The sequence below is a fragment of the Microbacterium sp. S1037 genome, assembly GCF_048381605.1.
Classification (GTDB): domain Bacteria; phylum Actinomycetota; class Actinomycetes; order Actinomycetales; family Microbacteriaceae; genus Microbacterium; species Microbacterium testaceum_B.
The window spans coordinates 1,106,532-1,132,876 of the sequence record NZ_JBLWIG010000001.1; the positions used below are offsets into that span (position 1 = coordinate 1,106,532).

Sequence of the window (26,345 nt, forward strand, 5' to 3'; positions counted from 1 at the left end):
TGGACGTTGCGCCGCTCGGGGTGGGGCGTCAGTGCTCGCTGCTCGATTGCATCCCGCGCGCCCCGTCTGCGACGCGGTGGTGGGACAATGGAGTCATGGCCGATCAGCCCGCCCCCGAACGACCGTCCTTCTCACGCGATGAGATCGAGACGGCCAGCGTTCGTCGCGCCCCCAAGTACGGCGTCTTCCTGGCCGCGGGCGCGTTCGTCGGCATCCTGGTCGCCCTCATCCTCACGTTCGCGATCGACAGCACCGACGTGAGCCCGTACACGCAGGTCGTGTACTCGCAGCTGCAGGTGTTCGGCTTCACCGCGCTGATCTGCGTCGTCGCCGGTGTGACGGTCGCGGCCATCGTCGCGTTGATCTTCGAGCGCGTCCTCGGTGGACGCACCCGCCAGGTCATCGTCGACCACGAGCAGCACGGCGTCTGACGCTCAGGCGAGCTCCGCGATGATCGGGTGGATCGCGGAGTCGAATGCCGCCACGTCTCCGCGCAGACCGTCGGTCACGGCGACCGTGAGCGAGCCGATCCACCACACTCCGCGCTGAGCCAGCGGCAGGATCTGCACGTTCAGCTCGAACGAGTGCGCGCGACGACCGACGATGCGTTCGTGCGCCGCGATCGCGCTGGCGTAGGCGCGATACGACACCCCCGGCCGTGCCGACGTCTCGCGCGCGTACCGTCCGTGCGCCTGCTGAGCGAAGTCGGTGGCCTCGTCGGCGAAGGGCGACGCGGCGTCGCGCAGGGCCTCCGCGCCCTCGATGGGCAGCGTCACGAGCCCGTCGAAGCCCTCGACCAGTTCGAGCGGGACGGGGGAGGGATGCGCCTGCGGCTCCACCGTCAACGCCCAGTAGGCGCGCCACTGTCTCTCGAGCTCCGACTGCGCGGCATCCGTTCTCGTCGTCTCCGCGGCCGCCGGCACGTGCCGCAGGGAGGGCAGGTCTTCGGGAGACCGGATGCCGAGCACCTGGCGTAGATACAGCGCGACGAGCACCGGCGACCCCGCGTCCTCTCGGATCACCCACTCGGGCTGGCCTGCCGTCATGGCGTCATTGTAGGGACGGGCTCACCCGGGGGCGATGGGCCTTGCGCGGGTGCCGCGGGGCGCGGGGCGGAGCGAGGGGAGGGCAGGGGACAAGCGGAGGATCGCGGCGCCGGATTCTTCCTCCCTCTGTCCCTCCCCCTCCGCTCGTCACGACCGGGTGCCCGCGTCGACTCCTCCTGCACACCAGCCGTTCTGCCAGAACCGTCCCCACCGGCCTCGAACGGTGCCATTCCGGCGCCCGGTATCGCCGACGCTGTGTCCATGCCGTCTCGCCTCATGGATGCCGTCGAGTTCGTTCGTCGAAGCGGGGGAGTCGTGCGTGGCGCGCGCCTGAAAGAAGAGGGTCTGTCCTGGCGTGCCGTCGCCGAAGCCGTCGATGGGGGTCATCTCCTGCGGATCCGGCGGTCGTGGCTCGCCCTCCCGGATGCCGATCCGACGCTTCGCGCCGCCGCGCGAGCGGGGGTGATCGTCTCCTGCCTCAGCGCCGCGGAGCACAGAGGACTGTGGGTGGCCAGGGGGCGCGGAATGCACGTCGCCGCAGCGCCGCATGCCGGTCGGATCGACGTCGCCGCGGGGACGCGCGTGCATCGATCGCGTCCCGCCGTGCCACGGCATCCCGATGCCCTCGTCGACGCACTCGAGAACGTGCTGGTCCTCGTCGCCACGTGCATCCCGCGAGAAGAGGCGCTCGTCGTCTGGGAGTCGGCCTTGAACAAGCACCTCGTCTCGCGCGAGGCGCTGACGCGCCTCGACCTGCCGGGCCGTGCTCGGTCGATCCTGGAAGAGGTCCAGCCTTTCGCCGACTCGGGCCTCGAGACGATCATCGTGGTCCGCTTGCGGTGGCTCGGACTTCGGCTCCTGCCCCAGGCCTTCCTCCACGGGCATCGTGTCGACCTCCTGATCGGAGAACGACTGGTCCTCCAGATCGACGGAGCGCATCACGTAGGCGCGCAGCGCGCGGAGGACATTCGTCACGATGCTGTTCTGACCCTGAACGGATACCACGTGATCCGCGTCGGATACCACCAGGTCATCGACGACTGGCCGAGCGTTCAGTACCTCATCACGCGCGCGGTCGCGCAGGGTCTTCACCTCGCGCGGCGCCGGTGACAGAGGCCGGTGGCAGGGGCCGGGGGCAGGGGCCGGGGGCAGGGGCCGGGGGTAGAGGCCGGTGGCAGGGGCCGGTGGCAGAGGGAGGGCGAGGGATGGAGGGAGGATGCCGTGGGGTTGATGGTCCTCCGCTTGCCCCTGGCCCTCCGTGGGTCACTGGTGCTGGTTCCGCGGCGTCGTGGCGGGTGCGCATTGCCTCCGGCAGCGTGAGGTGGGCGTGGGTGTGCGCGGGGGTGCGCGTGCGGTGGCGCGGGTGTGCGCGGGGCTGCGCGTGATGTCGGGAGGGCGAGGGATGGAGGGAGGATGCCGTGGGGTCGATGGTCCTCCCTTCGTCCCAGATCCTCCCTTTGTCACGCCGCCCCGCGCCGCACGGCCCCCGAGCCCACGCCGCCCCGAGCCGCCCGGCCCCCGAGTCCGCCCCGTCCCGAAGCCCACTCCGTCCCCGAGCCCACCCCGGCACCGAGCCCACCCCGGCCCCGCTCAGCCCGGCCCGCCCACCCTCGCCCCGCCGAGCGCGACGCCCGCACACAGCCGCCCCGGGTAGTCTGGTCCGGTGGCTTCCGCTCCCCACGAGAACCCCTATTCCGCTGCCGGCGTCGACACTGCCGCCGGAGACCTCGCCGTCGAACTGATGAAGTCGGCCGTGCGCCGCACGCACGGGCCCGAAGTGCTCGGTGGCGTGGGCGGTTTCGCCGGCCTCTTCGACGCCTCGGCGCTCCGCGACTACGCCAAGCCGCTGCTCGCGACCAGCACCGACGGCGTCGGGACGAAGGTCGCGATCGCGCAGGCGATCGACAAGCACGACACCATCGGCGAAGACCTCGTCGGCATGGTCGTCGACGACATCGTCGTGGTGGGCGCGCGTCCGCTCTTCATGACCGACTACGTCGCGTGCGGCAAGGTCGTGCCGCAGCGCATCGCCGACATCGTCGCGGGTATCGCGCGCGGGTGCGCGGCCACGGGCACCGCGCTTGTCGGCGGCGAGACCGCGGAGCACCCCGGCCTGCTCGGCATCGACGACTACGACGTCGCGGGAGCGGCGACCGGCGTTGTCGAGGCCGACCGCGTGCTGGGCGCGGATCGCGTGCGCAACGGAGACGTCGTGCTCGCGCTCGCCTCGAGCGGTCTGCACTCCAACGGCTACTCGCTCGTCCGCCACATCATCACCGGTGCGGGCATCGCGTACGGCTCGGCTTCCGCCGACCTCGGCGGCACGTGGGGCGAGGCGCTCCTCGAGCCCACGCGCCTGTACACCTCACCGCTGCTGCGTCTTCTCGACGACGCGGCGGTCGGTTCCGGCATCCACTCGCTCAGCCACGTCACGGGCGGCGGCATCGCGGCGAACCTCGCGCGCGTGCTGCCCCAGAACACGTGGGTCGACCTCGACCGGTCGACGTGGAGCCCCTCGCCGGTGTTCCGCGTGCTCGCTGACATCGGCGGCCTCGAGCTGACCGCGACCGAGGGCACCTGGAACCTCGGCATCGGCTTCCTCGCCGTCGTCTCGCCGGAGGTCGCGGATGCCGCGATCGCGGCGCTCACGGCCGACGGCATCGCCACGTGGCAGGTCGGTGTCGTCCGCGACGACCAGCGCCCCGACGGCGAGTACGAACAGGGCGCGAAGGGCGTCGACGGGGGCGCCGTGCGCCTGGTCGGCTCGTACGCGGATGCCGGTCACCCGGCGAACGGAGCGAAGTAACACCACATGTGCGGCATCGTCGGCATGGCCGGGCAGGGCCCGGTCAACCAGGAGATCTACGACGCGCTCCTCCTCCTCCAGCACCGGGGACAGGACTCCACGGGCATGGCCACGGCCGAGTCCAGCGGCGTCTTCCACATCCACAAGGCCCGCGGGCAGGTGCGCGAGGCGTTCCGCACCCGCGACATGCGCGCCCTCCTCGGCGACATCGGGCTGGGCCACGTGCGCTACGCGACGAAGGGCACCGCCTCCAACGAGGAAGAGGCGCAGCCCTTCTACGTCAACGCGCCGTACGGCATCGTGCTCGTCCACAACGGCAACCTGACGAACACTCGCGAACTCACGCGCGAGCTGTTCAGCAAGGACCGTCGTCACCTGAACACCAGCAGCGACACCGAGCTGCTCGTGAACATCCTCGGCTCGGAGCTGCAGTCCGAGATCACCGGCCCCGACCTCGACCCCGCTCAGGTCTTCCGCGCGGTCGGTCGCGTGCACGAGCGCGTCGAGGGCTCCTACGCCTCGATCGCCCTCATCGCCGGATACGGTTTGCTCGCCTTCCGCGACCCGTTCGGCATCCGCCCGCTCATCCTCGGCAAGCGTCCCGCGCCCGAGGTGCCCGGCGGCGAGCCCCGCGACGAGTACATCGTGGCATCCGAGTCGCTCGTGCTCGAGAACGCCGGCTTCGAAGTCGTCCGCGACGTCGAGCCCGGCGAGGCCGTCTTCATCAGCCTCGACGGCACGCTGCACGCCCAGCAGTGCGCCGAGAAGACGATGCTCGCGCCGTGCTCGTTCGAGTACGTCTACCTCGCGCGTCCCGACTCGGTCATGAACGGCGTCTCGGTGTACGAGACGCGCCTGCGCATGGGCGAGCGCCTCGCCGACACCGTCGCGAAGTACACCCCCGCCGGATCCATCGACGTGGTCATGCCGATCCCCGATTCGGCGCGACCGGCGGCGATGCAGGTGGCCCGCAAGCTCGGTATCGAGTACCGCGAGGGCTTCTACAAGAACCGCTACGTCGGCCGGACGTTCATCATGCCCGGGCAGGCGGTGCGCAAGAAGAGCGTGCGCCAGAAGCTCAACGCCATGTCCACCGAGTTCCAGGGCAAGAACGTGCTGCTGGTCGACGACTCGATCGTGCGCGGCACGACGAGCCGCGAGATCATCCAGATGGCTCGGGATGCCGGAGCCAAGAGCGTCACGTTCGCCTCGGCCGCTCCTCCCGTGCGCTTCCCGCACGTGTACGGCATCAACATGCCCTCCCGCCACGAGCTCGTCGCCCACGGTCGGACGATCCCGGAGATCGCCGAGGAGCTCGGCTGCGACTACCTCGTCTACCAGGAGGTCGACGACCTGAAGGCGGCGATCATGGAGGGCACCGATCTGGTCGACCTCGACATGAGCTGCTTCGACGGTCGTTACGTCACCGGCACCGTGTCGGAGGAGTACCTGGCCTGGGTCGAGGGTAGCCAGGAGTCTTGACTCCGCGCCGCGCGGGGACCGTCGCGCTCGCCGCGGCAGCGATCGTCCTGCTCGCGCTGACTCTGCGCATCGCCGTCGCGTCGCTGTCGCCGCTCCTGATCGTCATCGAGCGCGTCTTCCCCCTCCCGGCCGCCGTCGTCGGCCTCATCGGCATGGCTCCGCCGGTCGCCTTCGCGATCTCGGGCTTCGTGACGCCCGCGATCGAGCGACGCGTGGGTCTCGAACGCCTGGTGCTCCTCGCCGCGGTCGTCGCGGCGGCCATGCTCGGGATGCGCGCGATCGCCGTCGATGCGATCACCCTGCTCGCCGCGACCGCCGGGATCTTCGCGGCGGTCGGCGTCGCCAATGTGCTGCTGCCCGCGGTGGTGAAGAAGTACTTCCCCACCCGCATCGGCCTCATGACGACGATCTACACGACCACCATGGCGGTCGCCACCTTCATGCCGCCGCTCGTGGCGGTCCCGCTGGCCGAGAGCGTCGGGTGGCGCGGCTCGTTCGCGCTCTGGGCGGCGGTCGCCGTCGCCGCGGTGGTGCCGTGGGTCGCGATGAGCCTGCGTGGCCGGGCGGCCCGGGCGGACGTGATCGAGCAGCCGAAGACTCTGGTGCTGTCACGTGTGGTCCGCGTGCCGCAGACGTGGGCGCTGGCGGCGACGTTCGCCGTGAACTCCTCCGTCGCCTACGGTCTCTTCGCGTGGCTGCCACCGCTGGTGATGGGCGTGGCCGGGGTGGATGCCACCGAGGCCGGCGGGCTGCTCGCCCTGTTCTCGTTCATGGGTCTGCCGGTGTCGCTCGTGGTCCCGCTGCTGGTGGTGCGCGCACGGAGCGTCGCCCCGTTCTACGTCGTCGCCGTAGTGGGCGGGCTCGCCGGGGTCGCGGGGCTGCTCTTCGCGCCCGCGGCCGCGACGACGCTGTGGGTGGTGCTCATCGGCATCCCGCCCCTGCTGTTCCCGATGGCGCTCGTGCTCTTCGGCCTGCGCACGCGGTCGCACGACACCGCGGTCGCGCTCAGCGGGTTCGTCCAGAGCGTCGGCTACGGGATCGCCGCGCTCATGCCGCTCGCCATCGGCGTCACCCACGAGCTGACCGGCGGATGGACGGCCGGTTTGATCGTGCTCGGTGTCGTCATCGCGTGCGTGATCCCCGCGGGAATCGTCGTCTCACGCGGAGAGACGATCGAAGAAGCCTGGGAGCGCCGTCACGGCACCGCCTGGTGACAGCCGCGGACGCAGCCTGTGCAGGGCGCTGAGGCCCTACGCCTTCTCGTCTTCGTACTCGTCGGAGTACTCGTCCGCCCACTTGTCGACGTACGCGTCTTCACCCGGTTCGGGTGCGCCCAGTTCGCGCTCGAGCGCTGCGTAGTTCACCGAGTAGGTGTCGTACTTCAGCTCACGGGCGATCTTGGTGTGCTTCGCCTTCTGACGGCCACGCCCCATGCGAGACCCCCTCACGATCGACATCGCAGGCCGTGCTCAGGGCCATGCGTATTGCGGTTCCGGACCGAGCCGGTAAGAGTAACACCCAGGATATCACGGTGCCCCTCGACCCCGACCGTCGGCGGTCCGCGCGGGGGTTCACCGGCGACGAGGGGAGAACGGAATGAGCGACCACGAGCCGTCGGCGGTGGCATCCGGAGCCGTCATCGCGGGAGTCGTGCCGGGGCAATCGCCCCGCGTCGTGCACGAAGCCGCGCGGTACGCCGCACTGGCGGGCGTCGAACTGATCGTGGCGCACGTCGACACCACGCGGTTCGTCGCCTTCGAGGATCCGGACGGGTACGTGAACTCGGCGACCCTCGACGTCGCGGGCGAGGTGGCGCGGGCTGCGCTGGCCGAGGTCGAGAAGGATGCGGCGGTCGCCCTCGCGGGAAATCCCGTGACGTGGTCGGTGCGGCAGCTGATCGGCGATCCCGCGCTGTCGCTGATCCAGCTCGCCGACGAGGTGGGTGCGTCGTTGCTCGTCGTCGGTACCCGCAAGCGCGGACTGGGTGAGTCGCTCCGCGAGTTCCTGACGGGTTCGGTCGCCGCCCGGCTCTCCCACCGGCAGCACCGTCCGGTGCTGGTCGTTCCGCTGGGAGAGCCGGTCGGCGCCCACGAGGATCTGCCCTGGGAGTGAGGCGTCAGCCCTGCATCGCGCGCGCGACCGACTCGGACGCGTGACGCAGCGCCGCCTCGATCTCGTCGACTCCGGATGCCGTGAGCTCGCCGCCGCGGGCCACGTGCGACCGCAACTCCGACCGGACGCGTCCGCGGAACTCGGTGATCGCGGCATCCGCGCGGTGCAGCTGCTCGCGCGTGCGGGAGCGCGCGTCGTCGACGGGGGTCGTCTCAGCCTGCTCGCGTTCCTCACGGGACGCGGCGGCGAGATCGGCGCGGAGGCTGCGCATGGCATCCCGGACGCTCCCACGCACCTCGTCGGCGATGAGGCGCACGCTGTCGGCCAGGTCCGCCTGGATGCCCTCGAGGTCGCCCGTGCGGGCCGCGACCTCGGCGCGTCCGGCATCCGTGATCTCGTAGACGGTCTTGCGTCCGTCGACGGTCTTCGTGACGAGGCCCTCGTCCTCGAGCTTCGCAAGGCGCGGGTAGATCGTTCCGGCCGAGGGGGAGTAGGTGCCTCCCGTGCGGTCGGACAGGGCCTGCATGAGGTCGTATCCGTGGCGCGGGGCCTCGTCGAGGAGGCTCAGGATGTACAGGCGCAGACCGCCGTGCGAGAAGACCGGGCTCATCACCACTCCTCCTCTCCGGCGAGTTCCTCGGGGCGGAGTCCCGAGATGCCGCGGCGCAGCACCGTGATCTCTCCCGAGACCGTGTTGGCGCGCACGTCGACGAACGACCCGGCGAGGGTACCGGTCGAACCCGTGTAGTTGGTGGGGCCCGAGCCCGAGCGGACGTGTCCGTCGATCTGCACGCGCCCGCTCACCGAGCGGGAGACGTAGTTGGCGGGAAGGCCGCGGTCGAGGCGGATGGTGGCCGCGCCGTTGACGGAGTTGAGCGCGATCGACTGCACGGGGCCGGTGGAGTCCACGAGCATCGCTCCCGAGACCGTATCGATCGACGCCTTCGTCACGGCGCCGGTGACGGTGACGTCGCCGGAGACGCTGTTGGCGCTGAGTGCCCCCTCGAGCTCACGCACCTGCACGTCGCCCGAGACCGCGTTCGCGCTCACGTCGCCGACCAGGCCGTCGACGATGATGTCGCCGGACACGGTGTTGAGTCGGGCATCGGTGCGCAGACCCGAGACGAGGGCGCTCGCGCTCACGACGCCGAGGGTGAGGGCGACCGAGCGCGGCACGGCCACGCTCACTTCGGCCTTGGGGCCGCCGGCGCCGAAGTTGCGGAACACCTCGAGGAAGTTGTCCCAGCGCAGCTGCGGGTGGTCGATCTCGAGACGGCCGTCGGTCATCTCGATGCGGAGGTCTTTGACCGTGACGCCGTGCACCTCGATCCGCGCGCCGGGCTCGTCGTGGGCGATCACGTCGATCTGACCGCCGACGAGGCCGATCTTCAGCTCGCGCACGTCTTCGAGGTCGATGACGCGCGTCTCGCCGGGGTGGACGATCCATTTCTCCATGGCGGGCTCCTCTCTCGCGATATATCGCGTTCGACAACAGTATCGAGATATATCGCGTTTTCGTCAAGCGCCGGGTGTGATCGGCGCGCGTCGTGCCCGGGGCGGGGTGAGGGGAGGAGATGTGATGACGGGAGGAGGCTCGGCCCCGGATCGTCCTCCGCCGGTCCCCCGTCCTCCGCTCGTCCCCGCCGATCGCCTCGCTCCGACCCCCGGAACGACGGATGCCACGCGCTCGATGAGCACGTGGCATCCGGGGCGGGAGAACCGCCGAAGGGGAGGTGACGCGCACCCGAAACGCGTCGACCTCTCAGGGGGTCAAACGGGCTTGCGTCCGCTGATCAGGCGGAACAACAGCACGATGAGGGCGATGAGGCCGACGATGATCGCGACCCACAGGAGGAAGCTCGCGGCCTGGCTCATCCCGCTCACGATGGCGATGACGATCGCGGCCACGATGATGATGATGAGGAAGATGTTCATGGGGGGCTCCTTGCTGTTCACCGCGTCACGACGCGGCACCCTGGCGAGTGGTTCTTCAACCGTGTCACTCGGTCAGCGGATCGGGAGGGGGTTGACGCGCCTGGGAAAACGCTGTTAGCCGGGCTCGCGCGGGGAAGGGGAGGGCGCGGGCGATCGCGGGCGCGGTGTCAACCCCGAGGAGGTCCGCCTCGCGGTGGTCGTAGCGTCGGTGGTCCGACGGAAGGAGACGGTCATGCCCCAGGGGCGAGGATCCAACAGTCTGAAAGACCCGGAGCTCTACGAGGAACTGCGCAAGCAGGGCGACTCGAAAGAGAAGGCCGCGCGCATCTCGAACGCGGCCGCGGCCCAGGGTCGCGGCAAGGTCGGCGAGAAGGGCGGACACGCCGAGAACTACGAGGACCGCACGGTCGACGAGCTGAAGAAGCGCGCGAAGGAGCTCGGCATCACGGGCTACTCGGGCAAGAAGAAGGCGGAGCTGATCGACATGCTCCGCAACCACTGACCCGATGCCGCGGCTTATCCGCGTCCGGCCCTACGAGGACCCCGGGTTCCGCCGCGTGCGCTCGGGGTCGGGCTATCGCTTCGTGGACCATACGGGTGCCCCGGTGCCCGAGCGCGAAGCCGAACGCGCGCGGAGCCTCGTCATTCCGCCGGCATGGCGGGAGGTGTGGATCGCGACACAGCCCAACGCGCACATCCAGGCCGTGGGAACCGACGAGGCCGGGAGGCGCCAGTACACCTATCACGCCGACTGGTCGAAGCGGCAGGACAAGGGCAAGTTCGCCCGTGCGCTGCAGCTCGCCGAGGCGCTGCCGCGAGCCCGGGCCCGGGTGACGCAATCGCTGCGCCGGAGCGACATAGACCGGGAGCGGGTGCTGGCGGTGTCGTTCCGCTTCCTCGACCTCGTCGCTCCGCGCGTGGGGAACGCGCGGTACTTCGTCACGAACGGCAGCCGCGGCCTGACCACTCTCCAACGCAGGGATGCCACGGTCGAGGGCGACCTCATCCGGCTCTCGTTCCCCGCGAAGAGCGGCAAGCGCGCCGACCTTCGCGTTCACGATGCGGAACTGGCATCCCTCGTCGAAGAACTCGCGCTCGGCCGCTCGCGCGCCGCGCTCCTCAGCTACAAACGGGGGCGGCGGCGCGTGCCGCTCACCCCCGGCGATGTCAACGCCTATGTCCGTTCCCTCACCGGCGGACCGTTCAGCGCGAAGGACTTCCGCACGCTGCGCGGCACGATCCTCGCGGCGGAGTCGCTCGCGAAAGTCGGGGCCACGGGTGGCAAGAACGAACGCAAGAAGGCCGAGGTCGCTGCGGTTCGTGCGACCGCCGAGGCGCTCGGCAACACGCCCGCGGTGGCGCGGTCGAGCTACATCGACCCGCGCGTCTTCTCGCTGTACCGCAAGGGGCGCACGATGGAGCTCGGCGGGTCCAAGGATGCCGCGATCAGGCGGTTGATCCTCGGGGAGTGACCGCGTCGACGGTGATCGCGTCGACGATGTCGGGGAGCGCCGGGACGGGCACCACCACGACGTCCTGGATCTTCCAGTCGAGGGCGACGCATCCCTGTCGGGCACTGTCGACGTCGGCGAGCGCGACCTTCCGGCGACGGGGGACGACGAACGCCTCGATGTGGAACACGTGCCCCTCGTCTCGCACGCGGCTACCGGCCTCCCGTACCCACGGGAGCCCCGCGAGGTATTGGTCCACCCGGTCCACGAGAGGGTGCGGGTGGGCGTCGTCGAAGGTCGTCGCGCGCGCGTCCATCAGGTCGACGACGGCGGCGCGCAGGTTGCTGATGCCGTCGTGGACGATGCTCCCGGCGATGAAGATCGCCGCCGCGGCATCCATCCACCACAGGCCCACGCCGATCCCCAGGACACCCACGATGGTGCCGACGGAGGTCATCCAGTCGGCCTTGTTCATGTCGGCGTCGGCGTAGAGCACCTTGTCGTGCAGCTCGCGAGCGAGCCCGAGCTTCATCCGGCCGACGATGACCGGCGGGATGCCCGTGACCGCCATCACCGCGACCATCAACCAGCCGAGCCAGATCGTGACACCGAAGAGGTTCACGGTGCCGATCGTGGGGTGCTCTGCGGTGAGCAGGCCGATGCCGGAGTCGACGATGAGGAAGAGGCCCATCGCGGTCAGGGCGACAGCGGCGACGAGGTGGCCGATCGCGACCGAGCGATGGAAGCCGTAGGGGTGACGGACGGTGGGTCGGCGCCGCGCCAGACGCACGGCGATGAGGAACGCGATCGGAGGGATGAACGAGAGCAGGTCCTCGATCCAGGCCGCCTTCATCGCCTGCGAGTTGCCGAGGACGAGGAAGACGAGGGTGGCGGTCACCGCCAGGAACGCGAGCGTGATCCACTCGAGGCGGATCGCGCGGCGCAGGACCCGGGCCTGCCGCTCGGGGAGCTCGGTACGGCCGAAGCGCGCGATCATCCCCCGACCCCCTCGGTGGCGGCTTCGTCGGTCAAGAAGGTCTCGAGCCGCGAGACGAAAGCGTTCTCGCCGAGCGGGACGAGCATGACGAGCTTCGCGGTCGACCCGTCGTCGAGGGTGACCTCACCGTAGGGACGCGTCATCCCGGCCCGCTCCGTCCACGGGGTCTCGTCGGTCACGCCGCCGGCGACGACGTCGAGATCGCCGTTCTCGAGGCCGCGGACGAGCGCCTCCTCGGAGCCGACGGTCCAGTCGACCTCGGCATCCATCGATGCGGCGAAGTCGGTGAGGGCGTCGACCTCGCTCCCGCTCGGCAGGTCGCCGTCGATGCGTACGAAGTCGCCGTTGGGGGAGATGCCGGCGTGCAGGACTCCCCCCTCGACGCGGTCGAGGGTGCCCTGCGGGTCGGTAGGGATCCGGATGCCGCAGCCCGCGAGCAAGAGGACGCTCAGCGCCGCCACGACGACGGCCGCGGGTCTCGATCTGGGCATGACGCCGCCTTCCGTTGAGTGGACGCCGGGATTCTGCTCCGTCCGGGGCCGGCGCGTCGCGGGGGTTGCGTGCGCCCCGTCTCCCGCCCTCGCGCCTCGCTCCCTCGCCGCGCTCCCGGGCGTTGAGTGTCCAAGACACGCCGCAACGCGATGACCGGTTACGGCGTGTTTTGGACACTCAACGGGGCTTCGGGCGGGCGCGCGCTCCGGCGCCGGTGCGGGGGTGCGGCGTAGGGTGGCGCGGTGAGCATGTGGCGCGATGTCGTCCTCGTCGCGGTCGGCGGCGCGATCGGCACCGCCGCGCGCGCCGGGCTCACCCTCGCCCTGGGGGACGACCTCGGGCCCGCTCTCGTTCCCCTCATCAACGTGGTCGGGGCGTTCGCGATCGGCGTCGTGTTCGGCTTCCGAGCCCGGATGCCGGAGTCCTCGCGCGCGCAGCGAGCGCAACTGTTCCTCGGCACCGGGGTCCTCGGCGGCTTCACGACCTACAGTGCGCTCGCCGTCGAGTCCGCCGACCTCGCGCAGCTGTGGTGGGGCATCGCGACGGTGCTCGTGGGGACCGCGGTGGCATGGGTCGGCGTGGTCCTCGGGCGCGGGCGTCTTCGGTCGCGCTGAGCGGTGCGGCGCACTCGTCTGCGGTGCGCGTGACCTCGGGCTGCTTGTCCGCGCGGAGAGAAAATGGTACAAATGTGCCACTTACTCCGCGCGGGCCGTCCGTGCGGTGACCCGACCCGGAGGCTCGATGATGACCGCCGCCCCTCAGATCGTCACGCTCGGCGCACACGTGCTCGACACGATCGTGCAACCCGTCGACGAGATCCCCGAGGGACAGGGGTCCCTCCTCGTCGATGAGATCGTCATGTCGGCGGCCGGCCCCGCGGGTGGGACCGCGCTGGTCCTCGCCAAGCTCGGCGCCCGCGTCGTCACGAGCGGCTCTGTCGGCGATGACGTGACCGGGCGGGTGCTGGTCCAGCTCCTCGCCGACGAGGGGATCGACGTCGGCAACCTCCGCGTGGGCGACCTCCCCACCTCGGCTTCGGTGCTCCCGATCCGCTCGGACGGGTCGCGCCCCGCCCTCCACGTGGTCGGCGCGAACGCCCTCGCGGCCGACGTCGTGCCGTGGGACGCGCTCGCCGCGGCCGACCACGTCCACGTCGGCGCGCCCGAGCTGCTCGGTCCCGAGAACGTCATCGAGATCCTCGACTACGCGCGCGACCACGGTGCCACGACCTCGCTGGACTTCCTCATCGGCGGCGAGCAGGCCTTCTACGCGCTGATCGAGCCTCTTCTCTCGCACACCGACTACGTGCTCCCCAATGCCGAGCAGGCGCTCGGCTGGACCGAGGCCGCCGACCTGCACGCGGCCGCGCACGCCCTGGCCGCGGCGGGCGCGCGCGTGGTCGCGATCACCGACGGGGGCCGAGACATCGTGCTCGTCGAGGGCGGGGAGCTCCGCGAGATCCCGATCGTCCCGGCCGAGCCGGTCGACACGAGCGGGGGCGGCGACGCGTTCTCCGCCGGGTTCGTATTCGCGAAGCTGCAGGGACGGTCCTCCGCCGACGCGGCGCGGTTCGGTTCGGCGACGGCCGCGCAGGTGGTGGCCGGGGTCGGAACCTCGTTCGGCACCTACGACGCGGCATCCATCGACGCTCTTCTGGCGACGGTGCCCCGGTGACGGACGCACGCACGGCCGCGGCCGACGCGGCCCCGACCCCTGGCGCGGCGCAGCCCGCCGCAGCACAGCCCGCCGCAGCACAGCCCACCGGGGCGCAGCCCGCCGCGGCACAGTCCGCGGCGGCACCCGCGGACGACGCCCGCGAGCGCGTCGCGGCCGTGTGCCGCGCGCTCGCCGCCGACGGACTGGTGAAGGGGACGGCGGGCAACGTCAGTGTGCGCGTCGACGGCGGGATCGCGATCACCGCGACCGGTGTGGTCTTCGCCGAGGCGGTGGCCGACGACGTCGTGATCGTCGGTGAGGACCGGCACCTCGTACTCGGCCACCTCGCGCCCAGCTCGGAGCTCGACCTGCACTTCGCCGCGTACGCCGACGACGCGGTGGGCGCCGTCGTGCACACGCACGCTCCGGCTGCCATCGCCGTGTCGCTCGTTTCGGATCGTCTGCCCTGCGTGCACTACCAGCAGCTCACCCTCGGCGGCGAGATCGAGGTCGTCCCGTTCTCGGTGTTCGGTTCGCGCGAGCTCGCCGAGACCACGGGCGACGCGCTCTCGAGCGCGAACGCCGTGATCCTCGCGCACCACGGCGCGGTCACGACCGGGCGCGACCTCGCCGACGCCGTCGCCCACACCGCACTGCTGGAGTGGGCGTGCGACATCTACCTGCGCGCCCGCGCCGCGGGCGACCCCGCGGAACTGAGCCCGGAGCAGCAGGCCGACGTGGTCGCCGCGGCGGTCGCCACCGGCTACGGCCAGAAGCACGAGGCGTGAGATGACGTTCGACTCCCTGAGTCCGCTCGACGGTCGTGTCGTCGGGACGTTCCCCGTGCACGACGGCGACGACGTCGGTGCGGCCGTGGCCCGCGCTCGTCAAGGCGCGCGCGGATGGCGGATCCAGGGGTTCCGCGGCAGGCGCCGCGTCCTCGACGCGTGGCGGCGCGACATCGTCGCGCACCTCGACGAGCTGATCGCCGTCGTGCGCGCCGAGACCGGCAAGCCGGCCGGAGACGCGCGGCTCGAGATCATGCTCGCCCTCGATCACCTCTCGTGGGCGGCCGGGCATGCCGAACGCACCCTCCGCCGCCGCCGCGTGCGCGCGGGCCTGCTCATGCTGAATCAGTCCGCGAGCCTCGGGTATCTCCCGTACGGCGTGGTCGGGGTGATCGGACCCTGGAACTACCCGGTGTTCACTCCGATGGGCTCCCTCGCGTACGCGCTCGCCGCGGGCAACGCGGTCGTGTTCAAGCCGAGCGAGTACACCCCCGCGGTGGGCGATTGGCTGCGCCGCTCTTTCGTGCGGGCCGGGGGCGCGCCCGAGGTCTTCGAGATCGTGACCGGCTTCGGTGACACGGGTGCGGCGCTGTGCCGGGCGGGCGTCGACAAGGTCGCCTTCACCGGTTCGACCGCGACCGGCAAGCGGGTCATGGCCGCGTGCGCCGAGACCCTCACCCCCGTCGTGATCGAGGCGGGCGGCAAAGACGCCCTGCTCGTGGACGCGGATGCCGACATCGAAGCGGCGGCCGACGCGGCGGTGTGGGGCGCGTACTCGAACGCCGGTCAGACCTGCATCGGGATCGAGCGCGTCTACGCGCACACGCTCGTCTACGACCGCGTCGTGCACGCCATCTCGGAGCGCGTGCGGGAGCTGCGCGCGGGCACCGACGACGCGGCGCGGTTGGGTCCGCTCACGATGCCCCGTCAGGCCGATGTCGTGCGCGAGCACATCGCCGATGCGCTCGCATCCGGCGGCGTCCTCCGTGAGGGCGCTCTCGTCGAGACCGGGCAGACGCTCGCGCCGGTCCTCCTGGTCGACGTCCCCGAGTCGTCGTCGGCGGTGCGCGAAGAGACGTTCGGCCCGACGCTCGTCGTCAACCGCGTGGCATCCATGGACGAAGCCGTCGCGAAGGCGAACGCCGTGCGGTACGGGCTGTCCGGTGCGGTGTTCTCGCGGCGACGGGGGCACGCACTGGCCGAGCGCCTGCGCGGAGGCATGATCGCGATCAACTCGGTCATCTCGTTCGCCGCGGTGCCGTCGCTGCCGTTCGGCGGTGTCGGCGACTCCGGCTTCGGGCGGATCCACGGGGCCGACGGTCTGCGCGAGTTCGCCTACGCGAAGGCGATCACGCGTCAGCGCTTCCGACTCCTCACCCTCACGACCATGCGGCGCACGCCCCGGGTGGACGCGCTCGTGCAACGGATCATCCGCCTGCTCTACGGGTGAGGGCTCGGCGCACAGTGCGCGGTGCGCGCCCCGAGCCTCAGCGCACCGACCGCACCCGCATGACGGCCACGGCCCCGAGGAGCCCGGTCACGCCACTGGCGATGAACAGCCCCGGGAAGCCCCCGAAGAGCACCACGGCCCCGGCCCCGAGAAGGGGCCCGAACGCCTGCGGGCCGGCCATGGCGATGTTCATGATGCCGACGTCCTTGCCGCGCGTCTCGGCCGAGGGGAGCACCTGCGTCGCGAGAGCCTGGTCGACCGCGAAGAAGCAGCCCTGCCCGAGCCCGAGAAGCACGGCTCCCACGATCGAGGTGCTCTCGGCGGGGGCGACGGCGAGCAAGAGGGCGGCGACCGCCTGAGCGGTCCCGGATGCCAGGACGAACACCCGCCGTCGCCCCAGCACGTCGCTGAGCTTGCCGAGAGCGATGGACGCCCCGATCGTGACCACCATGTAGATCACCGTCGTGAACACGAGGAACCCGGTGGGGTCGGCGACGCCGAGCGCGAAGGTGAAGAAGTACAGCAGCATCGTGGTCGCGATCGCGTTGCCGAGGTTGATGAGCACGCGACTCATCACGGTCCAGGCGAAGTCCGGGTGCAGGCGCGGATCCACCCAGATGGATGCCAGCACCGACCGCGCCGTGAGCGGCCCGAGCCGGGCGGCATCCGACGCGCTCAACGGTGCATCGCGCAGCACGACGACGAACGGCACGGCGAGGACCACGGCGCAGACCGCGAGCGCGAGGTAACCCGACGGAATGGTCGTGAACACCGCGGTCACCAGCACGATGCCGAGCAGGATGCCGAGGGCGTTCGGCGCCGAGATCCACCCCGACACCAGTCCGCGCTGGCCCTCGGGCACTTGATCGGCCATCACGGCGGTGAGAGCCGCCGAGGCCATGCAGAACCCGAGCATGACGACGGTCCACATCACGATCGTGCCGACGGTCTCGGTCTGGATGCCGAGGAGCGCGAGACCGGCAGCGGCCGTCAGCGACCCGCCGAGGATCCACGGTCGCCGCCTCCCGAAGCGCGATCGCGTGCGATCGCTGAGCGCTCCGACGATCGGATAGGCGACCACGACGAACGCTCCGGCGACGGCGCTGACGAGGCCGTAGGAGACGAGAGAGGTGAGCCACTCGTCCGAGGCGTGCTGCGCCGCGATCTGCAGGGGGAGGAGCACCTGGACGGGCACGAGCTGAGCCATCCACAGGCCGAGCCAGGCTCCGGCGAACGCGGCGATCCAGCCCGCGTGCACCGGGCGGGTGGGTTCGGCGTAGGCGGCGACCGGAGCGGTCTGCTCCTCGGCGGTCACCGGCGTGCGCCCTCGGCGTGCGCGGAGACGCGCGACAGAGCCCACGTGCCCGCGGCGCTCACGGCATCCCGGGCGTCCTTCAGCGCTCCGCAGGCGTTGAAGAAGCCGTGGATCTGACCCGTGTGGTTCACGAGGGTCGTGTCGACCCCGGCCTCCTCGAGGCGCTGGGCGTACGCGATGCCCTCGTCGCGCAGCACGTCGAAGCCCGAGACGGCGACGTAGGCCGGGGCGAGGCCGCCGAGGTCTTCGGCGAGGAGCGGCGAGACGAGCGGATCGTCGGCGCGCCCGCCGCCTCCGAGGTAGTGGCTGGCGTACCAGTCCATCTGCGCCTCGGTGAGGAAGAAGCCGTCGGCGAACAGCTCGTAAGAGCGATGTTTGCGCGAGAGGTCGGTGACGGGGCAGAACAGGATCTGGAACGCGGGCGCGCCCTCGGCGTCATCGCGTGTGACGATCGAGGTGACCGCCGCCACGTTGCCGCCGGCGCTCTCCCCTCCGACCCCGACGGTTGCCGCCGTCCCGCCGTGACGCGCAGCGGTGTCGCGTACCCACCGGAAGGCGTCGATGCAGTCCTCGAGCCCCTCGGGGAACGGGTTCTCGGGGGCCAGGCGGTACCCGACCGAGACCACCGTCATTCCGGTGCTCTTCGCGAGCGTGCGGCAGGTGGCATCCGCGCTGTCGACGGATCCCAGTACCCACCCGCCGCCGTGGAAGTACACGATCGTGCCGGGGGACGGTCGGTCGAGCCGGGCCCGGTAGACACGTCCGGGAACGCCGCCCCCGCGCGTCGGAATCATGATGTCCTCGCGTTGCGCGAGGCGGGTGGTGCCGGCGAACGTCCACGCCTCGAGCTCGATGTGGGCGCGCGCGTCGTCGAGGGGGAGGCGTTCGAAGTGGGCCCCGGGAGAGTCGTTCATCACCCGGAGCGAGGTCTGTACCGCGGGGTGAAGGGTGTTGCCGTCGATGACGACGGGGCTGCCGTTCACCGAGCGGAGGACCGCGGGCGGCATCGAGCCCAGAGCGCGGGCACCCCAGCGGAGGAGGTGGTCCTGGGGGCGGGGACGGATCATCGAGGAACCCTTCTGTCGATCACGGCGATGGGATCGACTATCGGGTTACTTTATTGCACAGAAGTACCGTTTTCTGTATCCGTCGTGTGAATTCAGCGCGGACTGTGCAACTGGCTCCGTCTAAACATGTACATTTGTGCCAATTAGTCGCCCGAGCGATCCTCGCTCAGCGACGACGTCGTGGCAAGGGTCACGAACCCGACGATGGCGGCGCGCAGAGCGTGCGCCAGCGACTGGAACTGGACCTCCTCAGAACGGGCGATGCGATGCAGGGCGAAACCGTCGATCAGGGCGACGACCGCGGCGGCGGCGTGCGGGTCGGTCACGCCGTTGCTGCGCAGGACAGCCGCCGCCAACGCCCGCGTCTCGTCGAGGATGCGTTCGACGTGCTCCCGGAGGGCCGGGTGGCGCGAGGCGAACAGGTAGATCTCGAACTGCGCGACCGTGTTCTCCTGCGACTGGTTGCGCACGATCTCGACGAACTCGTCGATCGCCGCGCCCGGGTGGTTCCCGCCGGTCTCCAGCAGCGAGCGGAACTGCTGCAGACGATCCATCTCGGCGGCCATCGCGTGCGCGACGGCCTCGCCGATCATGTCGTCGAGGGAGTCGAAGAAGTACGTCGTCGACGAGTGCGGCACCCCCGCCGCCGCGGCCACCGCGCGGTGCGTGACGGCCGCGATCCCGCCCTCCGCGATGATGCGGAGCGTCGCGTCCAGCAGCAGCTCGCGTCGCGCGCGGCCGCGGGCTCGCATCGATCGACTCGTCGTCTCGCTCACGCTGCCCTCCTCGCCGACCGCGCCGGTCGGTGCCACACCAGAAACGGAGCAAGCCTATGACCGCTTCCTCGAACGTCGCGGATCGCGCCCCTAGCGCCGACGTCGACGTGATCGTCGTCGGTGCGGGTCTCTCGGGCCTGACCGCCGCCCATCGCCTGCGCCAGTTCGGGTCGACCGTGGCGGTGTTCGAAGCCGCCTTCCGCGTCGGGGGACGCGTGTCGTCGGCCGATGTCGACGGCGTCCACGTCGACCTCGGCGGTACCTTCGTGGGCCCGGGCCAGGACCGCATCCTCGCGCTGGCCGAGGAGGTGGGGGTCTCGCGCTACCCGACCTACTCCGCCGGTCGCAACGTGATCCGCTGGCGCGGTGAGCACCGGCGTTACCGGGGCACCGTGCCGCCCGTGGGGGCGAACCTCCTCGACGTCGGCCGCATCCAGCTCACCCTCGACCGCCTGGCGCGGACCGTTCCGTGCGGTGACCCGGCCGCGGCCGCGCACGCGGCGGAGTGGGATGCCGAGAGCCTGGGGTCGTGGCTGCGCCGCTCGCGCGCCTCGGCGGCGGCCCGCGACCTCATCGCCATCGCGGGCCGGACGACGTGGGGGTGCGAGCCCGACGAACTCTCTTTCCTGCACGCCCTGCACTACATCCACCAGGCCGGCGGACTGTCGTCGATGCTCGACACCGAGGGCGGCGCGCAGGAGGAGCACTTCGTCGAGGGGTCGCACGAGATCGCGGTGCGCCTCGCCGCGCAGCTCGGTCCGGCCCTCCGGCTGAGCGCGCCGGTGCGGTCGATCGAGGTCACCGACGAGGGTGTGCGCGTCTCGACCGCCGACGAACATGTCACGGCGCGCACCGTCGTGGTCGCCGTCCCTCCGTCGCAGCGCGGGCGGATCGACTTCTCGCCCGCCCTGCCGCCCGTTCACACGCAGATGGCGCAGCGCTGGCCCGCCGGAGTGCTGTCGAAGGCGTACGCGATCTACGAGCGTCCGTTCTGGCGCGACAGCGATCTGTCGGGCCAGGGGCTCTCCGACACCGGACCGGTGTTCATCACCTTCGACGCGAGCCCCGCGCGCTCCGACGGTCCCGGCGTGCTGCTCGGATTCATCGGCGGCGTCTACGCCCGCGAGTGGGACGAGCTTCCCGAGCCCGAGCGGCGGGCGCGCGCGCTGTCGTCGCTCGCCGATCTCTTCGGCCCGCGGGCTCTGGATGCCGTCGGCTACATCGACCAGCGCTGGGGGGCCGAGCCGTGGGTCGGCGGAGGACCCACGGCCGCCCCGGGGCCGGGGGCCGTGGTGCCCTATGCCGCCGCGGTCGGTGCTCCCGTCGGTCCTATCCTCTGGGCGGGAACCGAGACCGCGGAGCGGTGGACCGGGTTCATGGACGGTGCCGTCCGCGCCGGTGAACGAGCCGCCCTCCAGGCGCGCAACATCCTCGCCTCTTCTTCGACCGATCACGAGCAGACGGGAGCCGCCCGATGACCTGGCGCCGCGAGTACACCCACCTGACCACCGCCACCGCGGAGGCCGTGTGGAAGAGATGGACGACCCCCGAGGACTGGGCGATCGACGATCCCGATCTGCGCGAGGCGACCTTCGCGACGCCGCCGCGCGTCGGCGCGACCGGGCGCGTCGTCAACCACGGGACGCCCGCGCAACGGTTCACCTTCACCGAGCTGCAGCCCGGGGTCGCGATGAACTTCCGTATCGGTCTGCCGGGCGCGGTGCTGTCGTTCCCCCACCGGATGCGCGAGACCCCCCATGGGCTGTCGGTGACGCACGCGGTGGAGATCACCGGGCCCCTCGCCGCGGTGTTCGGGCCGCTGGTGGGGCGCAAGATCGCGGCGGGGCTGCCCACCGTGGTGCGGCTCGTCACGACGAACGCGCTCGCCGACATGGCCGCGGAGGGCTGAGCCCGTGTCGATGGCGATGAAGCTCACGGCGGCGGCGATGTGGATCAACGCCACGAGCATCCGCCGGGCGCTCGCCCGAGACGACTACCTCTCGACGCTGTCACCCGACCGCCGCCCCGTCGGTCCGCCGGCGCGGCTGCGCCGCTCGGGCCGCGTCGTCGTGACGAGACCCGGCGGGCTCCCCGTCGTCCGCTACGAACCGGCGACGCGCACGCCGGGCGTCGAGCTGATGTATCTGCCGGGTGGGGGACTCGTGAATCCGCTCGTCGCCGAGCACTGGTGGATCATCGAACGCCTCGCGCGGAGCACGGGAGCGGCGATCAGCGTGGTGAACTATCCGCTCGCTCCGGAGCATGACGCCGAGGAGACCGCGGCCTTCGTCGATGCCGAATACGCGCGTCTGGTCCGCCGCGCGGGCTCGTCGAGGCTCCTCGTGGCGGGGGACTCGGCGGGCGGGACGGTCGCCCTCGGGCTCGCGTCCCGCGCCGAGCGCCGCCCCGACGCTCTCGTGCTCTTCTCGCCCTGGCTCGACCTCGAGCTCGGTAACCCCGCGATCGCGCGCCGCGTGCGACGCGACCCGTCCCTGCGCGTGCCGGGGCTGCGCGCGGGTGCGGTCGCGTGGGCGCGCGGCCGGTCGCTTCGGGATGCCGCGCTCAACCCGATTCGCGCCGATCTGGCGGGCCTGCCGCCGACGGTGATCTTCCAGGGCGGCCGCGACATCTTCTTCGACGACGCGGTGTCGTTCGCCGCGCGGGCGCGCGAGGCAGGTTCCGCGGTGCGGCTGGAAACGGCCCCCGACGGCTTCCACGTCTACGTCGGCGCGTTCTGGACGCCGGAGGCCCGTGCCGCCTTCGCGCTGACCGGCGAGATCGCGCGGAATCCTTCCCGAATCCTGACATAGCTGTACATATGTGCAAAAATCTCGACAGGGTGACGACGGAGCACCCGGATCAGGAGACACGATGGCCGCTCGATACGACCTCGCGAAAGTGAAGCTCGGCAAGCTCATGACCGACCCGGATGCCGAGGCGATCATCCTCGACGTCATCCCCGACCTGAAGAAGAGCCCGACCTACCTCGTGGCGAAGACGCTCACCGCGAGCGCGGCCCTGCAGCTGGCGGCCGCTCAGATCGGCGCGGAGAAGGCGGCCGAGCTGCGTCGCCGGGTCGAAGCGCTCGAGGCCTGATCGCCGCGTAGATTGACGGGCGTGACCCCGCTCGTCTTCGCCGCCGTCGCCCTCGCGGGCGGAATCGGTGCGGCGGCGCGGTACCTGCTCGATGTCGCCATCCGTCGGCGGACGGGCGAGAGCTTCCCGTGGGGCATCCTCGTCGTCAACCTCTCGGGGGCGCTGGTGCTCGGCATCCTGAGTCGTCTTCCCGCGGACGAGGCGTGGCGGTGGATCGTGGGGACGGGGCTGCTGGGCGGCTACACGACGTTCAGCGCTGTCGCGGTGGCGACTGCGCTGTTCGCCGAAGAGGGGCGGACGCGGACGGCGACGATCTACGCGGTGGCGTCGTTCGTCGGTTCGGTGCTCGCCGCGCTCGCCGGTCTGGCCATCGGTTCGCTGCTCTGACCCGGCCTCACCCCCGGGGGTGCGTGGGATACTGGGCGTCGATACATCTCTGTATCGAATCGTGATCCCGAGAGGTCCTTCGTGTCGTATCTGGCCGTCCTGAGCCTGAAGAACCGCGCCCTGATCGCCCTTGTCACGATCGTCGCGGCGATCTTCGGCGGGCTCGCGCTGACGAACCTGAAGCAGGAGCTGATCCCCTCGATCCAGTTCCCGCAGCTCGCGGTCGTCACGACATACCCCGGCGCCTCTCCCGAGGTGGTCGAAGCCGACGTGTCGACACCGATCGAGAACGCGATCCGCGGCGTGGACGGGCTCGAGTCCACGACGGCCACCAGCACGACGAACTCGTCGATCGTCTCGGCGTCCTTCACCTACGGCACCGATCTCGCCTCGGCGCAGCAGAAGATCCTGGCCGCGATCGCGCGCATCAAGGACCAGCTCCCCGAGTCGGCCGACACCACCGTCGCGTCGGCGAGCATCGACGACTTCCCGGTCATCCAGCTCGCCGTCACCGGCTTCAGCGACGCCGAGGCCGTCCAGTCCACGTTGCAGACGAGCATCATCCCCGACCTCGAAGATGTGGAGGGCGTCAACGGCGCGCAGATCGTCGGCGGAACGGGGCAGCGGGTCACCATCACCCCCGACGCGGGCAAGCTCGCGGAGCGCGGGTACACGCAGCAGTCGATCACCGACGCCCTCGACGCGAACGGCGTGCTCTTCCCGGGCGGATCGATCACCGAGGGCGATCAGACCCTGACCGTCCAGACGGGCGCGAAGCTCACCAGCGTCGACGAGATCGCCGCTCTTCCCCTCGTTCCCTCCGATGCCGCGCAGTTCCGCGCCGGCGCCACGACGATCGCCGACGTCGCCAGTGTCGCTCTCGGGGCCGACCCCACCACGACCCTGTCGCGCGTCGACGGCAAGCCCGCCCTGACGATCGCCGTCACGAAGCTCCCGGCCGCCAACACCGTCGACGTGTCGCGCGGAGTGCTCGCCGCCCTCCCGGGGTTGGAGTCCACGCTCGGCGACGGCGCCACCTTCACGGTCGTCTTCGATCAGGCCCCCTTCGTGGAGCAGTCGATCGAGGCGCTCGCCCAGGAGGGTCTGCTCGGGCTCGTCTTCGCCGTCGTCGTCATCCTCATCTTCCTGATGTCGGTGCGCTCGACCCTCGTCACGGCGATCTCGATCCCGACGAGCGTGCTGATCACCTTCGTCGGACTCCAGGCGTTCGGCTACTCGCTGAACATCCTGACGCTCGGTGCTCTCACCATCGCGATCGGTCGCGTCGTCGACGACTCGATCGTGGTGATCGAGAACATCAAGAGGCACTACGTCGGCGACGCCGAGAAGATCCCCACCATCGTCCGCGCGGTGCGCGAAGTGGCGGCCGCGATCACGGCATCCACGATCACCTCGGTCGCGGTGTTCCTCCCGATCGCGTTCGTCGGCGACGTGACCGGCGAGCTGTTCCGTCCCTTCTCCCTCACCGTCACGATCGCGATGGCCGCTTCGCTGCTGGTGTCGCTGACGATCGTGCCGGTGCTGGCGTCGTGGTTCCTCAAGCCGGGCAAGGTCATCCGGGATGCCGAGGGCAACCCGATCGACCCCGAGGCCCCCGACGCGCCGCCCTCGCGTCTGCAGAAGGGGTACGTGCCCATCCTCCGGTGGACGCTGAAGCACTCCTGGGTCACGCTCACCGTGGCCGTGCTGGTGCTCGGCGGAACCCTCGCCGCTGTGCCCCTGCTCAAGACCGACTTCCTCGGGGACTCGGGCCAGAACACCTTCACCGTGACCCAGAAGATCGGGTCCGCTCCGAGCCTGGATGCCGAAGACGCCGCCGCACAGAAGGTCGAGGCCGTGCTCCTCGACACCCCCGGTGTCGAGACCGTGCAGACCTCGATCGGATCCAGCGGATCGGCCCTCCGGGACGCGTTCTCGGGCGGCGGCTCGGGCATCACCTACTCCATCACCTCGCAGGCGGGCGTCGATCAGGTCGACCTCCGCGAGCGCGTGCGCACCGAGCTCGAGGGGATCACGGATGCCGGCGAGATCGAGGTCGCCGCCTCGGGCGGCGGCCTGGGGTCCACCGACATCACCGTCGACGTGACCGCCGCCGACGGCCAGTCCCTCCAGGCGGCGAACGACGCCGTCGTCGCGGGCCTGCAGGGCAAGGACGGCATCGGGCAGGTCACGAGCAGCCTCTCCGCGTCGCTGCCGTTCGTCTCGGTACGTGTCGATCGCGCGGCCGCGGCCGAACGCGGGCTGTCGGAGCGGACGGTCGGTGCGCTCGTGTCCAACACGATGCAGCCGCGCCAAGCCGGCACCGTAGAGATCAACGGCCGCGGCGTGACGGTGTACGTCGCCGCGGAGAACCCGCCCGCGACGGTCGACGCGCTGCGCGCCCTCGAGATCCCCAGCGCGGGCGGGACCGTACCCCTCGACGAGATCGCGACGGTCGAGCAGAGCCAGACGCCCCCGTCGATCACGACCGCCCGGGGCCTGCGCACCGCGACGGTGACCGTCACCCCGACGACCGATGACCTGGGCAGCTCCTCGTCGAGCGTGAACGCGGCGCTCGCCGACGTGCAGCTCCCGGAGGGGGCGACGGCGAAGGTCGGTGGCGCGGTCACCGATCAGCAGGATGCCTTCGGGCAGCTGGGTCTCGCCCTGCTGGCCGCGATCCTCATCGTCTACGTCGTCATGGTGGCGACCTTCAAGTCGCTCCGCCAGCCGCTCGAACTGCTGGTGTCGGTGCCGTTCGCCGCGACCGGAGCGATCCTCCTGCTGCTGGTGACCGGGGTGCCCCTGGGGGTGGCCGGGATGATCGGCGCGTTGATGCTCGTCGGCATCGTCGTGACCAACGCGATCGTGCTCATCGACCTCGTGAACCAGTACCGCGCGCGGGGACTCAGCGTCTACGAGGCCACGATCGTCGGTGGCTCACGACGTCTGCGCCCGATTCTGATGACCGCGCTCGCCGCGATCTTCGCCCTCGTACCGATGGCGCTGGGCATCACCGGGCACGGGGGGTTCATCTCGCAGCCGCTGGCCGTCGTGGTGATCGGCGGGCTGGTGTCGTCGACCTTCTTGACGCTGCTGGTGCTGCCGACGCTGTACAACCTCGTCGAGGGAGCGCGGGAGCGACGCGTCGCACGGCGTGCGGCGCGCGAGACGCCTGAGCCCGCCGCGCCGGAGGTCGTTGCAGAGGACGGACACCCGCTGAGCCGACGCGAGCTGCGCGACCGGCACTGACGGCGCCGACCGCGCGAGCGGCGGATCGCGCCGCGGTGACTGAGCGTGTCGAAGCCGCCGCGCGCGTGTCCGATCCCTTCGACGCGCTCAGGGGCCTGTGGCCGGTGCTGCCGGCGCCAAGGGTCGCGAGGCGCGTCACCGGGCGACGCGCCGACGACAGGCGCCGTGCCGCCCGGCGGGCCGACGTCGCGGGGAAGGTGGGTTCTGCCTCGGTGGCGGCCGCGGGCGTCGCCTCCG

Annotated in this window: 28 protein-coding genes; 18 read left to right on the plus strand and 10 right to left on the minus strand. The window is 71.0% G+C overall.

Annotation, left to right across the window (positions count from 1 at the left end; all coding sequences use genetic code 11):
• Positions 1-95 precede the first annotated feature (95 nt).
• Positions 96-431, plus strand: a complete 336-nt coding sequence (locus tag ACMW4R_RS04880; protein WP_058597511.1) for a hypothetical protein — start codon at positions 96-98, stop codon at positions 429-431.
• Positions 432-434: 3 nt separating this feature from the next.
• On the opposite strand, the gene ACMW4R_RS04885 is transcribed toward ACMW4R_RS04880, so the two are convergent.
• On the minus strand, positions 435-1,046 hold the full coding sequence (locus ACMW4R_RS04885; protein ID WP_058597510.1) for a hypothetical protein: 612 nt from the start codon (positions 1,044-1,046) through the stop codon (positions 435-437).
• Positions 1,047-1,307: 261 nt separating this feature from the next.
• Here ACMW4R_RS04885 and ACMW4R_RS04890 point away from each other — a divergent pair, with 261 nt between their 5' ends.
• The 4 genes from ACMW4R_RS04890 to ACMW4R_RS04905 all read left to right on the plus strand — a co-directional run bounded on the left by ACMW4R_RS04890 (position 1,308) and on the right by ACMW4R_RS04905 (position 6,548).
• The gene (locus tag ACMW4R_RS04890) at positions 1,308-2,156 is read left to right on the plus strand and encodes an endonuclease domain-containing protein (RefSeq protein WP_418299315.1); all 849 of its coding nucleotides are present in this window, start codon (positions 1,308-1,310) and stop codon (positions 2,154-2,156) included.
• A gap of 553 nt (positions 2,157-2,709) precedes the next feature.
• The gene (gene purM / locus ACMW4R_RS04895; protein WP_418299316.1) at positions 2,710-3,852 is read left to right on the plus strand and encodes a phosphoribosylformylglycinamidine cyclo-ligase; all 1,143 of its coding nucleotides are present in this window, start codon (positions 2,710-2,712) and stop codon (positions 3,850-3,852) included.
• A 6-nt stretch (positions 3,853-3,858) separates the two neighbouring features.
• Positions 3,859-5,334 (plus strand): amidophosphoribosyltransferase, encoded by a 1,476-nt coding sequence (gene purF / locus ACMW4R_RS04900; RefSeq protein WP_058629883.1) that lies wholly within the window; start codon positions 3,859-3,861, stop codon positions 5,332-5,334.
• A complete protein-coding gene (locus ACMW4R_RS04905) occupies positions 5,331-6,548 on the plus strand; it encodes a CynX/NimT family MFS transporter (protein ID WP_418299317.1) in 1,218 nt (405 codons plus the stop codon). Before purF ends, ACMW4R_RS04905 begins: the two co-directional genes overlap by 4 nt.
• Before the next feature lie 36 nt (positions 6,549-6,584).
• Here ACMW4R_RS04905 and ACMW4R_RS04910 read toward each other — a convergent pair whose 3' ends face one another.
• Positions 6,585-6,767: a DUF3073 domain-containing protein gene (locus ACMW4R_RS04910; RefSeq protein WP_013584267.1), complete on the minus strand. Its 183-nt coding sequence runs from the start codon at positions 6,765-6,767 to the stop codon at positions 6,585-6,587.
• Between the two features lie 163 nt (positions 6,768-6,930).
• Between ACMW4R_RS04910 and ACMW4R_RS04915 the strand changes: the two genes are divergently transcribed.
• Positions 6,931-7,446 (plus strand): universal stress protein, encoded by a 516-nt coding sequence (locus ACMW4R_RS04915; protein ID WP_058614387.1) that lies wholly within the window; start codon positions 6,931-6,933, stop codon positions 7,444-7,446.
• Positions 7,447-7,450: 4 nt separating this feature from the next.
• On the opposite strand, the gene ACMW4R_RS04920 is transcribed toward ACMW4R_RS04915, so the two are convergent.
• The 3 genes from ACMW4R_RS04920 to ACMW4R_RS04930 form a co-directional block, all read right to left on the minus strand.
• On the minus strand, positions 7,451-8,056 hold the full coding sequence (locus ACMW4R_RS04920; RefSeq protein ID WP_058597505.1) for a PadR family transcriptional regulator: 606 nt from the start codon (positions 8,054-8,056) through the stop codon (positions 7,451-7,453).
• Positions 8,056-8,901, minus strand: a complete 846-nt coding sequence (locus ACMW4R_RS04925; protein ID WP_058597483.1) for a DUF4097 family beta strand repeat-containing protein — start codon at positions 8,899-8,901, stop codon at positions 8,056-8,058. Before ACMW4R_RS04925 ends, ACMW4R_RS04920 begins: the two co-directional genes overlap by 1 nt.
• A 315-nt stretch (positions 8,902-9,216) precedes the next feature.
• The gene (locus tag ACMW4R_RS04930) at positions 9,217-9,381 is read right to left on the minus strand and encodes a hypothetical protein (protein ID WP_013584263.1); all 165 of its coding nucleotides are present in this window, start codon (positions 9,379-9,381) and stop codon (positions 9,217-9,219) included.
• Positions 9,382-9,613: 232 nt separating this feature from the next.
• On the opposite strand from ACMW4R_RS04930, the gene ACMW4R_RS04935 reads away from it, so the two are divergent.
• Together ACMW4R_RS04935 and ACMW4R_RS04940 are read left to right on the plus strand one after the other, a co-directional pair.
• The gene (locus ACMW4R_RS04935) at positions 9,614-9,883 is read left to right on the plus strand and encodes a DUF7218 family protein (protein ID WP_058597506.1); all 270 of its coding nucleotides are present in this window, start codon (positions 9,614-9,616) and stop codon (positions 9,881-9,883) included.
• Positions 9,884-9,887: 4 nt separating this feature from the next.
• On the plus strand, positions 9,888-10,853 hold the full coding sequence (locus ACMW4R_RS04940) for a DNA topoisomerase IB (protein ID WP_058597484.1): 966 nt from the start codon (positions 9,888-9,890) through the stop codon (positions 10,851-10,853).
• Here the strand turns inward: ACMW4R_RS04940 and ACMW4R_RS04945 are convergent.
• Both ACMW4R_RS04945 and ACMW4R_RS04950 read right to left on the minus strand, forming a co-directional pair.
• On the minus strand, positions 10,828-11,829 hold the full coding sequence (locus ACMW4R_RS04945) for a cation diffusion facilitator family transporter (protein WP_418299318.1): 1,002 nt from the start codon (positions 11,827-11,829) through the stop codon (positions 10,828-10,830). The genes ACMW4R_RS04940 and ACMW4R_RS04945 overlap by 26 nt on opposite strands.
• The gene (locus ACMW4R_RS04950; RefSeq protein ID WP_418299319.1) at positions 11,826-12,320 is read right to left on the minus strand and encodes a transporter substrate-binding domain-containing protein; all 495 of its coding nucleotides are present in this window, start codon (positions 12,318-12,320) and stop codon (positions 11,826-11,828) included. The genes ACMW4R_RS04945 and ACMW4R_RS04950 overlap by 4 nt, the downstream gene beginning before the upstream one ends.
• Positions 12,321-12,569: 249 nt before the next feature.
• On the opposite strand from ACMW4R_RS04950, the gene ACMW4R_RS04955 reads away from it, so the two are divergent.
• From ACMW4R_RS04955 to ACMW4R_RS04970, 4 genes are all read left to right on the plus strand, one after another.
• Positions 12,570-12,935, plus strand: a complete 366-nt coding sequence (locus tag ACMW4R_RS04955; protein WP_418299888.1) for a fluoride efflux transporter FluC — start codon at positions 12,570-12,572, stop codon at positions 12,933-12,935.
• 130 nt (positions 12,936-13,065) lie between these two features.
• Positions 13,066-13,995 (plus strand): carbohydrate kinase family protein, encoded by a 930-nt coding sequence (locus ACMW4R_RS04960; RefSeq protein WP_418299320.1) that lies wholly within the window; start codon positions 13,066-13,068, stop codon positions 13,993-13,995.
• Positions 13,992-14,765, plus strand: coding sequence for a class II aldolase/adducin family protein (locus ACMW4R_RS04965; RefSeq protein ID WP_418299321.1), 774 nt, complete (start codon positions 13,992-13,994; stop codon positions 14,763-14,765). The genes ACMW4R_RS04960 and ACMW4R_RS04965 overlap by 4 nt, the downstream gene beginning before the upstream one ends.
• A 1-nt stretch (position 14,766) precedes the next feature.
• Entirely contained in the window at positions 14,767-16,215 is a 1,449-nt protein-coding gene (locus ACMW4R_RS04970) for an aldehyde dehydrogenase family protein (protein ID WP_418299322.1), read from the plus strand.
• A gap of 37 nt (positions 16,216-16,252) precedes the next feature.
• Here ACMW4R_RS04970 and ACMW4R_RS04975 read toward each other — a convergent pair whose 3' ends face one another.
• From ACMW4R_RS04975 to ACMW4R_RS04985, 3 genes are all read right to left on the minus strand, one after another.
• Complete coding sequence (locus ACMW4R_RS04975; protein WP_418299323.1) at positions 16,253-17,530, minus strand: MFS transporter; 1,278 nt, start codon at positions 17,528-17,530, stop codon at positions 16,253-16,255.
• Positions 17,527-18,597 (minus strand): alpha/beta hydrolase, encoded by a 1,071-nt coding sequence (locus ACMW4R_RS04980; RefSeq protein ID WP_058614382.1) that lies wholly within the window; start codon positions 18,595-18,597, stop codon positions 17,527-17,529. The genes ACMW4R_RS04975 and ACMW4R_RS04980 overlap by 4 nt, the downstream gene beginning before the upstream one ends.
• Before the next feature lie 143 nt (positions 18,598-18,740).
• Entirely contained in the window at positions 18,741-19,373 is a 633-nt protein-coding gene (locus tag ACMW4R_RS04985; RefSeq protein ID WP_153001365.1) for a TetR/AcrR family transcriptional regulator, read from the minus strand.
• Between the two features lie 56 nt (positions 19,374-19,429).
• On the opposite strand from ACMW4R_RS04985, the gene ACMW4R_RS04990 reads away from it, so the two are divergent.
• The 6 genes from ACMW4R_RS04990 (at position 19,430) to ACMW4R_RS05015 (ending at position 26,108) form a co-directional block, all read left to right on the plus strand.
• Positions 19,430-20,851, plus strand: a complete 1,422-nt coding sequence (locus ACMW4R_RS04990; RefSeq protein WP_418299324.1) for a flavin monoamine oxidase family protein — start codon at positions 19,430-19,432, stop codon at positions 20,849-20,851.
• Complete coding sequence (locus ACMW4R_RS04995) at positions 20,848-21,282, plus strand: hypothetical protein (RefSeq protein WP_418299325.1); 435 nt, start codon at positions 20,848-20,850, stop codon at positions 21,280-21,282. The genes ACMW4R_RS04990 and ACMW4R_RS04995 overlap by 4 nt, the downstream gene beginning before the upstream one ends.
• 10 nt (positions 21,283-21,292) lie before the next feature.
• Positions 21,293-22,183 carry an alpha/beta hydrolase gene (locus tag ACMW4R_RS05000; RefSeq protein WP_418299889.1) on the plus strand — a complete coding sequence of 297 codons (891 nt, stop codon included), beginning with the start codon at positions 21,293-21,295 and terminating at the stop codon, positions 22,181-22,183.
• A gap of 61 nt (positions 22,184-22,244) precedes the next feature.
• On the plus strand, positions 22,245-22,469 hold the full coding sequence (locus ACMW4R_RS05005) for a hypothetical protein (RefSeq protein WP_058597494.1): 225 nt from the start codon (positions 22,245-22,247) through the stop codon (positions 22,467-22,469).
• A 21-nt stretch (positions 22,470-22,490) separates the two neighbouring features.
• Complete coding sequence (locus tag ACMW4R_RS05010) at positions 22,491-22,856, plus strand: fluoride efflux transporter FluC (RefSeq protein WP_058597495.1); 366 nt, start codon at positions 22,491-22,493, stop codon at positions 22,854-22,856.
• Positions 22,857-22,937: 81 nt separating this feature from the next.
• Positions 22,938-26,108, plus strand: a complete 3,171-nt coding sequence (locus tag ACMW4R_RS05015) for an efflux RND transporter permease subunit (RefSeq protein ID WP_418299326.1) — start codon at positions 22,938-22,940, stop codon at positions 26,106-26,108.
• The last annotated feature ends 237 nt before the right edge of the window (positions 26,109-26,345 follow it).

Bases quoted from the DNA above. Each gene is read 5' to 3' on its own strand.
- ACMW4R_RS04880 (WP_058597511.1), top strand. From the start codon at position 96: ATGGCCGATCAGCCCGCCCCCGAACGACCGTCCTTCTCACGCGATGAG.
- ACMW4R_RS04885 (WP_058597510.1), bottom strand. From the start codon at position 1,046: ATGACGGCAGGCCAGCCCGAGTGGGTGATCCGAGAGGACGCGGGGTCG.
- ACMW4R_RS04890 (WP_418299315.1), top strand. From the start codon at position 1,308: ATGCCGTCTCGCCTCATGGATGCCGTCGAGTTCGTTCGTCGAAGCGGG.
- purF (WP_058629883.1), top strand. From the start codon at position 3,859: ATGTGCGGCATCGTCGGCATGGCCGGGCAGGGCCCGGTCAACCAGGAG.
- ACMW4R_RS04910 (WP_013584267.1), bottom strand. From the start codon at position 6,767: ATGGGGCGTGGCCGTCAGAAGGCGAAGCACACCAAGATCGCCCGTGAG.
- ACMW4R_RS04915 (WP_058614387.1), top strand. From the start codon at position 6,931: ATGAGCGACCACGAGCCGTCGGCGGTGGCATCCGGAGCCGTCATCGCG.
- ACMW4R_RS04920 (WP_058597505.1), bottom strand. From the start codon at position 8,056: ATGAGCCCGGTCTTCTCGCACGGCGGTCTGCGCCTGTACATCCTGAGC.
- ACMW4R_RS04925 (WP_058597483.1), bottom strand. From the start codon at position 8,901: ATGGAGAAATGGATCGTCCACCCCGGCGAGACGCGCGTCATCGACCTC.
- ACMW4R_RS04930 (WP_013584263.1), bottom strand. From the start codon at position 9,381: ATGAACATCTTCCTCATCATCATCATCGTGGCCGCGATCGTCATCGCC.
- ACMW4R_RS04935 (WP_058597506.1), top strand. From the start codon at position 9,614: ATGCCCCAGGGGCGAGGATCCAACAGTCTGAAAGACCCGGAGCTCTAC.
- ACMW4R_RS04940 (WP_058597484.1), top strand. From the start codon at position 9,888: ATGCCGCGGCTTATCCGCGTCCGGCCCTACGAGGACCCCGGGTTCCGC.
- ACMW4R_RS04945 (WP_418299318.1), bottom strand. From the start codon at position 11,829: ATGATCGCGCGCTTCGGCCGTACCGAGCTCCCCGAGCGGCAGGCCCGG.
- ACMW4R_RS04950 (WP_418299319.1), bottom strand. From the start codon at position 12,320: ATGCCCAGATCGAGACCCGCGGCCGTCGTCGTGGCGGCGCTGAGCGTC.
- ACMW4R_RS04955 (WP_418299888.1), top strand. From the start codon at position 12,570: ATGTGGCGCGATGTCGTCCTCGTCGCGGTCGGCGGCGCGATCGGCACC.
- ACMW4R_RS04960 (WP_418299320.1), top strand. From the start codon at position 13,066: ATGACCGCCGCCCCTCAGATCGTCACGCTCGGCGCACACGTGCTCGAC.
- ACMW4R_RS04970 (WP_418299322.1), top strand. From the start codon at position 14,767: ATGACGTTCGACTCCCTGAGTCCGCTCGACGGTCGTGTCGTCGGGACG.
- ACMW4R_RS04980 (WP_058614382.1), bottom strand. From the start codon at position 18,597: ATGATCCGTCCCCGCCCCCAGGACCACCTCCTCCGCTGGGGTGCCCGC.
- ACMW4R_RS04990 (WP_418299324.1), top strand. From the start codon at position 19,430: ATGACCGCTTCCTCGAACGTCGCGGATCGCGCCCCTAGCGCCGACGTC.
- ACMW4R_RS04995 (WP_418299325.1), top strand. From the start codon at position 20,848: ATGACCTGGCGCCGCGAGTACACCCACCTGACCACCGCCACCGCGGAG.
- ACMW4R_RS05000 (WP_418299889.1), top strand. From the start codon at position 21,293: ATGGCGATGAAGCTCACGGCGGCGGCGATGTGGATCAACGCCACGAGC.
- ACMW4R_RS05005 (WP_058597494.1), top strand. From the start codon at position 22,245: ATGGCCGCTCGATACGACCTCGCGAAAGTGAAGCTCGGCAAGCTCATG.